Below are 12,713 nucleotides of genomic sequence, written 5' to 3' on the forward strand. Positions count from 1 at the left end.
GTATCTACCGCTGTTTGTGGTAAAGTAACCTTCATATAATCATTTCCTTTCAATTATTAAATTTATATATATTATATACTTTTATTGTGTATATAATCAATTAAATTTTACAAAATATACTAGAAATTAATAAAAATATATCATTTAAATTATATAAATTTATTTATATTATACCCTTTGATATCAATAATAAACGAAATTTATTTTACTATATAATTATTATACTTTATATACTATGTATTTACTGTTATAATATATAAATGTGATAAAATTTGACAATTTAATATAATGGGGGTAAAAATGAAAAAGGAAAATTCTAAGTTACTTGTAGAAGCTTTTGGATTAATATTAGGGTGTATATCTATGAGTATAGGTATTAATATGTTCTTAAAGCCACACACAATAGCACCTGGAGGACTTAGCGGCCTTTCTGTAGTATTAAGTAAGGTTACGGGCATGTCAGTATCTTTTATAATGTTAGCTATAGGTGTTCCTCTAGTTATATTTTCATTTAAAATACTTGGAGGAAAAAATTCTATAAAAACCTTAATAGGTACAGTTATGTTTTCTATTATAGTAAATTTAATGGCTCCAATTTCTGACCTAATTGTGACAAATGATTTATTATTATCAGCTATATCAGGTGCTATACTACTAGGTATAGGTATAGGTATAATGTTTAGAGCAGATGCTTCTACTGGTGGTACTGATTTAATTGCACTTATACTTAGCAAAAGGTTTAAAGGTATTAAGCCTACACAATTTATGGTATGTTTAGATGCTTTTGTAGTTATATCTTCAGGAATTGCTAGTAAAAATATTGAAATTGCTCTTTATTCTGCTATAGCACTCTATACAATGGTCAAGGTAGCAGATGCAATAATGGAAGGATTTGATTACTCTAAAGCTTTCCTTATAATATCTAAAGAAGCGGAGAGCTTAAAAGAAGTTATAACTAATGATTTATCTAGAGGTGTTACTATATTAAATGGTAGAGGTGGATATACTGATGATAAAAAAGAAGTACTTTTAGTAGTGGTTCCTAGAAATCAAGAAGTTCACTTAAAAAGATTGGTTAAATTGAAAGATCCCAATGCATTTATAATAGTTAGTAATGTTCATGAGGTATTAGGAGAAGGATTTAAAGTTTTAGAAAGTTAAAGCGGTATGTAAATACCGCTTTTATTTTTTATATACCCTAGAATCTATGATTATTTCTCCTTTTTGTGATAAATTACATATAACTAAAGATGGTGTTGTGTACTCATAGCCATTTAAAAATGGAAAAAGTAATGTATATCTTCCTTTTTTTAAATTCTTAAACTCATATGATCCATTTTCATTGGTTAATGAATAAGCTTTATTACCATTACTATCTATAATGGTAATAGTTTTTTCTTTTAATGGTATACTTTTAGTATTAGTACCTGCTTCTTTATTTACTACAAATAAATTTCCAGATATTCTTGATAATGAACTTATTTTAACTATATTGTCAGGCTCAAAAACACTTAAAACATTTTTTATCTTTAAATTTATTTGTTGGATTATTGTACCACTTAATATAGTAGATTTTGAAAATGGAATTTCATGATAAAAATCAGCCTTTAACAAACAATTAGAAAGGATATTTTTTATCATTACTTTAGAAATTGAATATAATATAGAAGGTCTTTTATCTGTTTTAATCGAATTATAGTTACCTCTTACCTGGACATTGTCTAATAACACTATAGTTTCATCACTAAAATGAATTGGACTATTAAAAATATAGTCTTGACCTTTATAAACAGTTACAGGATTTAGCATTATATACTGATCGCTAGCTATAATTTTAATATTATCAGATCTAATAGAATCTAAAAAAGTTAAATCTTGAATTTGATTATTTGAAATATTTAATATCTGTAACTCTGTAAGATTAGCTAAATTGCTTATTTCGGATATATTGTTACTATCTAATCCTATAGATTTTAAATTTACCAAATCACTCAAAAAGCTAACATCTTCAATTTTATTTTCTGATAACTCTAATGTATTTAAATTAACTAACTTAGAAAGTAAAGAAGCATCCCTTATCTCGTTTCTACATAAATTGAGATGTTTTAAATTGACTGCATGCTCTATCCCTTTTAAACTTGATATATTTTTATCTGATAAGTCTAATTTTTCTAATAACTTTAGTTCATTTTTTGTAACATTAAAATTTTCTACACCTAATGTACTAGATATAGCATACTTTAAATGATCATCTATCCAATTATCATTCAAATCTTTCATAAAAATTTCATCTCCTTATTATAGATGTTAAATTTTATTTATATTTACTCATTAAGTAATTTTTTCGTGATATTTTATATAAATTACATTTTACTTTTTTATTAGATGAATGAAATGTTTTGTAATAGGTTTTTATATATTCAAAATTTAAGTTTTCTAATGATTTTATTGAATAATTATTGTCTTCATAAGTTATAGCTATAATTTCCTCAAGTTTTAATTTTTTAAATCCATATTTTACGATCTCTCTAGCTAATTCGGTTGATAAATCATACCCCCAATAAGATGGGTTTATGCATATTCCGATTTCTCCCTTTTTATTATCTTTAGAGATATTGTTAAAACCTATATTACCTATAACTTTTTTGTTTGATTTTAATACTATTGCGTAATGGGCTAGTTTGTTCTCATTATACTTTTTTAAAAAGAAATTTTTTATAAATTCTCTAGTTTCATAAATATTCTGATGTGCTTTAAATGGGAGATATTTTACGACTATTTCTTGCTTATAACACTCATGTAAATCTGGAGCATCTTTTAAAGTTATAGGTCTAAGTATACATCGTTTTGTTTCTAAAACATTCATTTTAGAGTTGTACATTTTTAACTCCCCTTTGATGAAATTTAATTTTGATTATAAAAAAACAATATAGAATCAAAAGACTTTTATATAACTTATGAGATTTATGCATTAACTGTTCTTTATAAACATAAAATATATAGTTTTATGCCAAAAAAATAAAGTGAAGTATTTTCAACATATTAGAGCAATACATAACATATTATGTCAGTTGTATGTCAGAACTTTAAATGTTTTTATTTTTTCTTTTATGATATAATATATATATATATATAATTGTAATAATATGGAGGAATTGAATGAGCTTTGCATTTATAAGAAAAAGAAGCAAAAACTATATAGTTTATTTAGAATATAAAGATGTTGAAAGTGGAAAAAAGATACAGAAAAATATGGGTTCATTTGATAAAAAAAGAGATGCATCTAAGAAGTTAATAGAATTAAAAGAATCCATTTTAAACGATGAATTAGCTACACCAAACTCTATAAAATTCGGTAATTTTTTGTTGGATTTTTTAGAAAAACATAAGATAAATTTATCTATAACTACATATAATTGTTATCTAAGAATATGCAAAAAGTATATAATACCTAAGCTAGGAAATCATAAGTTAGAAGATTTAAAACCTATACATATACAAAATTACGTAGATGATTTAGTTGGAATTCTTAGCCCTCAAACTATAAAGATACACATAAATATATTAAATTTAGCTATGAAAAAGGCTTATAGATTAAGACTTATAAGAGAAAATATTGTAGATTGTGTAGAAACTCCAAGAATTAGAAAGTTTAAAAATAATATATATGATAAAGATAATATGGTAAAATTACTTAAAACTTGTGAAAATACACCTTTAAAACTACCTATATATCTAGCTTCAGGATTAGGACTTAGAATATCTGAAATACTAGGGCTAACTTGGGATAATATAGATTTTAATGAAAATACTATAACAATAGATAAAATAACTGTAAGAAATGAAGGCAAAGTTATACTTAAAGAACCTAAAACTGAAAGTTCAGAAAGAACAATATCAGTTCCTATAGAGGTTATATCTTTACTAAAAGAACATAAGAAAAAACAATTAGAAGCTAAATTAAAAGGCATAAAAAATCCTTTTAACTTGTTATTCTATGATAAAAATGGACAACCTATAGCCCAAGATGTCCTTAGCAAAAAGTTTAGTAAATTTTTATGCGAGAATAATTTAGAACATATAAGATTTCATGATTTAAGACATTCACATGTAACTTTACTTATAAATTCAAAAGTACCTATAAAAGTTATATCAGAAAGAGTGGGTCATTCTAATATAAATACAACATTAAATATTTACGCTCACGCACTTAAAAATATGGATGTTGAAGCTAGCGAAAAAATCTCTGAAAATTTATTCAAGTTAGGATGATGATAAATATTCTAAAATGAAATAATAATAAAACTAACTTTTTATATTCGTTTTTAAGGCGATATTTAAATTTATTCAACAGTAAATATGTTAATAAAAATTATAACTTTTAAATTGAATTAAGGAAGTTTTTTAATATTTTGAAGTTGTTTTATTTATAAAACACAGAAAAACATTTAAAATAATTTAATTATGTAAACTTAAGTATGTATGATACATCAATTATGCCAAATTTAAATTATATATCAAATTTTTAAAACAAAATAATAGTGATGTTAGTTCAAAACTAATATCTTTTCTAACATCACTATTATTTAATAAAATTTATGTTCAGTAAACTATTAAATACTTTCTAAAAACTCCCTAACAACAGAAATATATTCTTTTGTATTTTCTACATATGGATTGTGTTTACTTTTTAATATTTTTACGGTCTTGTTTTTAAAATTAAAATCTTTATAATGATCAATTCCAATAGAATAATCTTCATCACCACAGATTATAAGTGTTTTTACATTTAAGCTTCTAGTTAGGTTTGTATAGTCGTAAAAATAGTCTTCATTAAAAAATGCTTTTTTAGCTAAATTTTCATTAACCATATTTTTATCTATTATTTCAATATTTTTATAATTAGAATAATTCATATACTGTAATTTATAATACAAATCATCTCTGATCAGTTTATTGGCAACCAAAGTCCACTTAGTTATAAGTTCGTCATATTTATATATATCAATATCTATATTTAATAACTTACATCCATACTCTACTTGACTTTGTAAAGAATCATTTAAATTCAAAGTGCAATTAGTTAATATTAAAGCTTCAGCATGCTCTTTATATTTATATGCATAATTTACTGCTATTATCCCACCGAAAGAATGTGCTATTAAAATAAGTTTATTTAATTTAAGATTTTTACGTATATCCTCAATATCATCAACTAAACTGTTTATAGAATAGTCATCATCCAAGTTTCCATCAGAACGTCCGCACCCTCTTTGGTCTAAATATATCATATTACAAAATTTACTAAACTCGTCCTTACAATAAATTTTAAAATCTTCACTCCAAGACCCAGGACCACCATGTATATATATACAATTCTTACCTTCCCCATATTCTTCAATATATAAATTTATATTTTCTCTATTTTTTATAAACATAAATTCTCCTTTATTCTGAAAATGTCTAATAATGATCTCGACTTAATTTGTAAATTATTTTATAAAAATTCTATAAGTTTTATTCTAAATTCGAATGTTTAAATTAGATTTTAAGAGAGAGTTATAAAAATCATGTTGATTTATATCTAGAATAAATAATATGCACTTATAATCTAATCTAAGTATTTTTACTTAATTTTAATCATTTAAATAGAAAAAGGTTTTAAAATAATTTAATTATGTAAACTAAAGTAAGTTATATAATTAAAAATATATATTTTAGAATCCAAAACATACATAATAAGGTAAGTATAGCACTTATAGAAATCTACACTTACCTTTAACAACTAAATCAACTCTTTTTTTATTTTATCAAAAGCATAATCAATAGCTACTTCTAAGTTACCGTTATTTTTACCACCACCTTGGGCTAAGAATGTACTTCCTCCTCCTCTTCCATCAAGCAGTGTCATTGTATCTCTTAAGATATTGTTCATACTAATATTATTTATATTTTTAGAACTAGCAAAAACTAAATTAACTCTATCATCATTTTTAACTCCAACTAAAGATATAACATTTTCTGACTCAGTTATTTTAGATGCTATTTTAGATATATACTTGATATCCTTATCTATGTATATCTTTTTTATAATAGATATATCATTTACCTTATCTGAATTATTTATCATCTCTTTTATTTCAAAATTAACAATAACATCTTCAATCTTCCTTTTTTCATAAAGGGCATCTTCAAGTTTATCGTGAAGTTTTTTAACACCATTTATAGCTTCTTCTTCAGTTGAACTTAAATATCTACAAATATCCGTTAAATAAATATCTCTTTTTAGAGAGCTGTTTATAGCTCTTTTTCCTGCTAAAAATTCGATTCTTATAGAATCCTTATTTTTTTCCCATCTTCTTATCTTTATCATTCTAACATCTAGTGTAGACTTTGGGTGAACACCACAACAAGCATTAGAGTCTAAATCACCTATTTTAACAATTCTTATTTCTTCTGAAGTATCTGGTAAATCTCTTCTTATCCATATCTTTTTTAAATCTTTTTTAGATGGAATCAATGTTTCTACCTCTATATTTTCACTTATTATATCATTTGCCATTCTTTCAACTTCTCTTATTTCATCAATAGTAAGAGGACCTTTTATATCGACAGTACTTATCTCACTACCTAAATGAAAAGCAGTTGTATTTTTTTTAAATAAAGTATAAAAGCATCCTGATAATATATGCTGTGCAAAATGTTGATGCATTCCATCTTCTCTTCTTTCCCAATCTATAAAACATTTTACTTTATGTATTTTTATAGGTTTTTTTTCCACTACATGGTATACCTTATTGTCTTTTTCATATACATCTAAAACATCATGAACATCTATCTTTCCTAAATCGCAAAACTGTCCACCACCACCAGGGAAAAATGCTGTTTTATCTAATACTATATGATATTTTCCATTTACTTCTAATATTTCCTCTATTTCTGCGACGAATTCTTTTATATATTGATTTGTATAGTATAATTTTTCCATATTACCTCCTACTGTGAATTTATTTATAATTGTAATTTTACACTACTTCTTATAAAGAATAAAGCTTTCTTAACAATATTAATTTTTAAGTATTTTAACTTAATTAAATAAACTAAAATGCCATTTGATCAAATGAGACGACTTAAAATAATTAAGTTAATCTAATATAAAATAAAAAAGAGGGTTTAAACCCTCTAAAAAATATATTAATAAATCATTTTCAATTAAAAAATAGTTTTAACCATTATATTCCAGTATTTGTAGTATTAAAATATTAAATTAAGAGATATAATCAAAGTAGATTTTTTAGTTTGAATATTAGAATGCCTATTATAACTATTATAATCATAACAGTTATAACTATTGGATAAGCATATACAAAGTCAAGTTCTGGCATAAATCTAAAGTTCATCCCATATATACCTGTTATAATAGTCAATGGCGATGATATTGCTGTAAGTAAAGTAAGTTTTGTTATCAAGCTATTAGTTTTTTCTGCTACTTGAGAAGAATAAATATCAAGAAGCTTATCTGCTAGTTCTCTAGTGGATAAAGAAAATGAATAAAGTTTCTCTATACCAAAGTCTATACTTTGAAAGTTTTCGAGATTTTGCTTCCTTATATCAGAGTATTTCAAGTACCTTATATTTTCCTTTAATATTCTATCACCTATATATAAAAGGGGTCTTGTATTTTTTACGATAGATCTAGTTATGCCTCTTATATGATTTATTTTTATTACATGTTCATCTATTGCATTTTCAAGTATATCATCTTCTAATTTTAATATGATATCTTCTATCTTTTCTAGTATTTCAAATTGATGCATTATTATATTTTTAAGTATTAAATAATTAATATTAAATAAAATAACTATATTAGAAGTATTATTTAATTTAATATTATTAGTTATTATATTTTTTACAAATTCGAATATAAAATTTTCTTCATTGCATATAACTAATACAAAATTTTCTGATAAGTATATATTTATTTCTTCTACGTATATATCATTATTCATTATTTCAAAGGTATTTATGCTAAGAAAATCATAATTATCAAATAAATCTAATTTTATATTTTCATCAAATTTAAGGCAATCATTAAAAGTAATTTCATCTATCTCTAATATATTTTTAAGTAGATTTAATTGCTTAGGATCACTTAGTATAATATAAGAATTATTTTTATTGTAAAATCCTTCAGTAAAATTATCATATTTATCTCTAGTATCTAGATTAAGTATATACATTTTATCACCTATGTTATATTATTCCTTTTATTTATGATTAAATATACATACATTTAATTTTTATATTAAAATATCCTACATATATCTTTAACCAAGATATATGTAGGATATTTTATCTATTTTAAACTTTCTAAAAGTTTATATGCATTCTCTTTAGTCGTTAATGTAAGTTTCGCATCATCTGTTAAACTCTCACCTACATACTTTTTATCTACAAATTCAGTTCCATTTTTTATTTTTATAAGGTATGGTTTACTCATATTTGATTTAGTTAATGTGGTATATGATATTATATCTTTTTCTTTATCATAATTCCATACTTGAACAGAAATAGCTGTAGTATCATGTAACTCTATCTCTGATGTTATATATACAGCTTCCACTTCTCCTCTAATAAGTTTTTTCATCTCATTTTTACATACTCCCATGTTATCCCCCTAATATTATAAGTTAAAGTTATGCTTTTTTATTATTTTAATCATATTATCTTTATTCTCTTTTAATTGGATTAATCTATGAGCGTTAGCACCTGATGGGTGAGGAAATCCTATTAGTATTTGATCTCTATCTAATATTTTTTCATCTGCTAAATGTATCAAAACTTCTTCTACTGCTTTTCCCATAGGTATTATTAAAACCCCTTTTAAATCTTCTAATTTATTTTTAAAGTTGTTATTAATGTATTTCATCAGTAGCTTATTTTTCATAAGCTTTGGAGTATGGCCTGTATAATTTTTGCCATTTACAAAAACAGGATAAGGAATAAGAGCATCTGTGTATAACAAATGACTATTAGAATTAAATAATTCTTCACAACTTTTTATGTTTAAAGCTTCATTTAATTTAACTTCATCTAACATGTATATAATATTTTTAGTCAAACTTTTGCTAAATGGTGAAGAGATTTTGCAATTACTTTGTCTGTTATATATGTTATAAGAATTTTCTAATCCATTTTTAAAGTTAGATATATATGTACTCATCTGCTCAAATCCTGGTGTTATACCAACTATAAACACTCTAGTGCAAATACTTATTTTTTCACTTATTGGAATATAGTATATTTCTAGATTTTTATCCCTATCTAGCAGTAAGCCTTCTGTTAACAAATCTTCTCTAGTGTATTTTTCTTTATTTGGCAATCTTTTTATGATATTAATATAACCGTCTAAATTTTTCATAAAATTTCATCCTCTTTATCATTTGGTATTCATTTTATCTATAAATTTATTGTATAGTCTTAACATATGAGGCTCATTTTTTACGTATTTATCTAATTTATTTATAGGTATCCACATAACCCCACTATTTTCATCTTCTTTAACTATTAATTCTTCATTTTCATCAGCTTCCACTAAATATGCTATAGATAAATGAAGATGAGGGGCTACATATTTTCCTCTTTTGATGTGGCTTTTAACTTCTAATATGTCTATAGAAAATATATCATTTCCTATTATCCTTGGATTTTTAACACCTGTTTCTTCTTCTAGTTCTTTTATAGCCACCCTTAAAAAGTCATCATCTCCATCATTATGTCCTCCCATCCATGACCAAGTATTATAGATATTGTGATGTACCATTAAAACTTTATCACGTGATTTATTTACTACAAATGTAGAAGATGTTAGATGAGCTATTTCATTATTTCTAGTTAACACATCGTCAAAATCATTTATAGCTTTTAGTATTATTTCCTTATCTTTACTTTCTTGTTCATTAAATGGCTTATATTCTTTTATAGGTTTAATCCATTTCATATTATCATCTCCCTTGCTGTATATAAGTATATATTAACATATAAATATGTAAATTAATGTAGCTTTTGTATTATTATTTTATATCTAAATAATTATTCAAATCTTCATTTTGCTTTATCATATATTTTACTAAAGCTATAATTCAAGTTACTACACTTAAAGTATTTGTAAGTATTATTAGTGTTTCAATGATTCCAAGTTTTTCTACTTGCATGAACCCTCTACTCTTTCCAAAATTATTTATTAAATAAGATTAAGTCAACAGTTTTTCTTTAAATATATTGCTCTCATGAGGAAGTATTACTGTTGCACCAGTTTTAATACTGATTTTATCTAAGTTTACATTTATACCCATATATTTTATCGTAGTTTTTCAATAGATTTATTTTAAGATTATTTCTTATTCTACATAAGTCACTTTTAATCCTTTTACTTAGATATGATAATTTATTAGCTATATAAATTAATAAATAATTTCATAATATATGTAACAATCTGTTTATATATTTAATATATTTATAGTAAATATATTTTAAGGAGTTGACACTATGTATGAATATGCTTTAGATTTTTTAAATGAATATGTTGAAATATACTCATATCTATCTAAAGAAAAACTATACGGTGAAATCATAAGAGTAACTCCTATAGAAGTTGTTTTAAATAGAAAACATATAGATAAAGCATCCAATAAGAATTACGACTTGTATATACCTTTAACATCTATAATTTATATAAAGAAACTATAATATAAGGATATCAAAAATAAAAAGCTACAGCTTTAAGCTGTTGCTTTTATGAGTGTATTTGTTACTTTATTAACTTAAATATGCTATTAAAGAATTTATCGTATACTCTTGCAAAAACTTTTTTAGATAATATATATGTTACAAATATAGGGCTTGCAAGTATAATCCACATAGTCAAAATATTTTTATTCCAAGCAGGTACTAAATAAAATATTATTAATATTACGTATATATGGTAAACATACACATACATAGTCGACTTTCCCATTGAAGTGTAAAAGGTCTTTTTATTAGGTATCACAGTTAATATAAATGTAGAAAGTATTATACTACATAAATATAAAATAACCCTATATACACTACCCTTAAATATATTCATTCCAAGTTCTAAATAAGAGTATGAACCATATAAAAAGCTATAGCTTATAATATTATTTTCGGATATAAATAAAGCTAATGCTATAAACATACTTATTCCCAAAATGCTAATCCATATATTTATACTATTATATAACTTATTTAATGTATTTATATTAGTATAATATCCTAATAAGAAAAAGGGCAAATATACTATTGTTCTTGAAAAAGATAACATTGAACCATTAGGAACAAGCCCAATAAAAATACCAAGTATAAAACTTATAGGAAGTATATATTTAATCTTTATTAAATATTTAAGAGATATCCTCCAAAAAAATAGGCTTAATAAAAACCATAAGGTCCATCCCGGATATATAACTGGTATGTAAGTTTCCTTTGTATATAGATATGCCAAGGAATACCAAATTATATTTAATACAATATACGGTATAAGTAACTTTCTTAAAAGAAACTTTCTGCTTTTGTTTATATTTTTCGAAAGTAGCCCTGATATAAATATAAATAAAGGCATATGAAAAGTATATATAAATATATATATACCCATTAAAATATAATTTCCTTCCATATATCGTTCTATTAGATGACCAAATACTACAAAGAATATGAGTACAAACTTTATATTATCTATGTAGTAATTATTTTCAATTTTATTCATGGTTACTCCTTTACTTTTAAAACACTTACTATAATCATTATTCATAAAAATGTATCTATATATCTATTTTCTTTATATCATCTATTTCCTTTATAAATCTTAATATATATTCAGAATATTTATTTCCATCTCCTCTTACTATATCTATTGTATCTTCGTGTTCTGCTCTTTTTATTGTTTTAAGTATAGTATTTTCATCTAGATTATTTACTTTTTTAATAAAAGATATAGAAGTATTAACATTAATTAAAGAATCACTTTCTCCATGAATACACAGTATAGGTAAATTAACTTCTTTGTTTAAAAGGCTTATAGGATTTGCTTTTTTAATATTACTTTTATATACATAATTGTTCACCAATGTTTTAGAGTATATAGAAGTACATTTTGAAAAATCAAGCACTCCAGACAATGATATAAAACCCTTTAATAAATCTTTATTAATATTATATTTTAACTGTCTATCATGGTCGAACACTAAACGAGAAGCTAATTCTCCACCTGCCGAATATCCTGCAATTACTATACTATTTATTTCTTTATTACATTCTATATAGTGTTTTAAAGCTTTAAATACATCATCTATCTGAGTTGGATATCTATGAAAAGGAACTAGCCTATATCCACATAATACAGTTTGATATCCTAATTTATAAAAAAATTTCCCTACACCACTATAAAGTGATGGATTTCCATGCCACCAGCCTCCACCATGTATAAAAAATATAGTTGACTTTAAATTACTGCTATAAGGAGTGTATACCTTATAATATTGTCTTTTATTATTACCATATCTAATAATTTTCCCTTTTATATTATTATCTTTTATATAGCTATTAGTTATAGTTTTGCCTATATTAAATAATTTAAGTTTTATGGATTTTAAGTTCATTTATATACCATCCTTGAATTTTTCTTCTAAATATAT

The 12,713-nt window shown here is 23.9% G+C and carries 13 protein-coding genes; 3 read left to right on the forward strand and 10 right to left on the reverse strand.

Translation table 11 applies throughout. The features are described from left to right. The first annotated feature begins 300 nt into the window (after positions 1-300). The gene (locus ABCP60_RS04330) at positions 301-1,161 is read left to right on the forward strand and encodes a YitT family protein (RefSeq protein WP_092925847.1); all 861 of its coding nucleotides are present in this window, start codon (positions 301-303) and stop codon (positions 1,159-1,161) included. Positions 1,162-1,182: 21 nt separating this feature from the next. Here the strand turns inward: ABCP60_RS04330 and ABCP60_RS04335 are convergent, their stop codons facing one another. Then, positions 1,183-2,280: a leucine-rich repeat domain-containing protein gene (locus tag ABCP60_RS04335; protein WP_092925845.1), complete on the reverse strand. Its 1,098-nt coding sequence runs from the start codon at positions 2,278-2,280 to the stop codon at positions 1,183-1,185. A 34-nt stretch (positions 2,281-2,314) separates the two neighbouring features. After that, positions 2,315-2,881 carry a GNAT family protein gene (locus ABCP60_RS04340; RefSeq protein WP_092925843.1) on the reverse strand — a complete coding sequence of 189 codons (567 nt, stop codon included), beginning with the start codon at positions 2,879-2,881 and terminating at the stop codon, positions 2,315-2,317. Positions 2,882-3,159: 278 nt separating this feature from the next. Here ABCP60_RS04340 and ABCP60_RS04345 point away from each other — a divergent pair, with 278 nt between their 5' ends. Then, positions 3,160-4,272 carry a site-specific integrase gene (locus tag ABCP60_RS04345; RefSeq protein ID WP_092925841.1) on the forward strand — a complete coding sequence of 371 codons (1,113 nt, stop codon included), beginning with the start codon at positions 3,160-3,162 and terminating at the stop codon, positions 4,270-4,272. A gap of 341 nt (positions 4,273-4,613) precedes the next feature. Here ABCP60_RS04345 and ABCP60_RS04350 read toward each other — a convergent pair whose 3' ends face one another. The 6 genes from ABCP60_RS04350 to ABCP60_RS04375 form a co-directional block, all read right to left on the reverse strand. Continuing rightward, positions 4,614-5,438: an alpha/beta hydrolase gene (locus ABCP60_RS04350; protein ID WP_343101326.1), complete on the reverse strand. Its 825-nt coding sequence runs from the start codon at positions 5,436-5,438 to the stop codon at positions 4,614-4,616. Positions 5,439-5,785: 347 nt separating this feature from the next. Beyond that, positions 5,786-6,988 carry a DHHA1 domain-containing protein gene (locus ABCP60_RS04355; protein ID WP_343101327.1) on the reverse strand — a complete coding sequence of 401 codons (1,203 nt, stop codon included), beginning with the start codon at positions 6,986-6,988 and terminating at the stop codon, positions 5,786-5,788. Positions 6,989-7,280: 292 nt separating this feature from the next. Then, positions 7,281-8,240, reverse strand: a complete 960-nt coding sequence (locus tag ABCP60_RS04360; RefSeq protein ID WP_092925835.1) for a CorA family divalent cation transporter — start codon at positions 8,238-8,240, stop codon at positions 7,281-7,283. A gap of 116 nt (positions 8,241-8,356) precedes the next feature. Then, positions 8,357-8,668 carry a hypothetical protein gene (locus ABCP60_RS04365; protein WP_092925833.1) on the reverse strand — a complete coding sequence of 104 codons (312 nt, stop codon included), beginning with the start codon at positions 8,666-8,668 and terminating at the stop codon, positions 8,357-8,359. A 15-nt stretch (positions 8,669-8,683) separates the two neighbouring features. Beyond that, the gene (locus ABCP60_RS04370; RefSeq protein ID WP_092925831.1) at positions 8,684-9,421 is read right to left on the reverse strand and encodes a hypothetical protein; all 738 of its coding nucleotides are present in this window, start codon (positions 9,419-9,421) and stop codon (positions 8,684-8,686) included. Positions 9,422-9,439: 18 nt separating this feature from the next. Next, the gene (locus ABCP60_RS04375; protein WP_092925829.1) at positions 9,440-10,000 is read right to left on the reverse strand and encodes an NUDIX hydrolase; all 561 of its coding nucleotides are present in this window, start codon (positions 9,998-10,000) and stop codon (positions 9,440-9,442) included. 548 nt (positions 10,001-10,548) lie between these two features. Here ABCP60_RS04375 and ABCP60_RS04380 point away from each other — a divergent pair. After that, the gene (locus ABCP60_RS04380; RefSeq protein ID WP_092925827.1) at positions 10,549-10,749 is read left to right on the forward strand and encodes a hypothetical protein; all 201 of its coding nucleotides are present in this window, start codon (positions 10,549-10,551) and stop codon (positions 10,747-10,749) included. A 61-nt stretch (positions 10,750-10,810) separates the two neighbouring features. Here ABCP60_RS04380 and ABCP60_RS04385 read toward each other — a convergent pair whose 3' ends face one another. Then, positions 10,811-11,785: an acyltransferase family protein gene (locus ABCP60_RS04385; RefSeq protein ID WP_166505398.1), complete on the reverse strand. Its 975-nt coding sequence runs from the start codon at positions 11,783-11,785 to the stop codon at positions 10,811-10,813. Positions 11,786-11,840: 55 nt separating this feature from the next. Continuing rightward, complete coding sequence (locus tag ABCP60_RS04390; protein ID WP_343101328.1) at positions 11,841-12,677, reverse strand: alpha/beta hydrolase; 837 nt, start codon at positions 12,675-12,677, stop codon at positions 11,841-11,843. Positions 12,678-12,713 lie beyond the last annotated feature (36 nt).

This window comes from Romboutsia sp. MSSM.1001216sp_RTP31141st1_G3_RTP31141_220114 (assembly GCF_039031195.1).
Taxonomy (GTDB): Bacteria; Bacillota; Clostridia; order Peptostreptococcales; family Peptostreptococcaceae; genus Romboutsia_C; species Romboutsia_C hominis.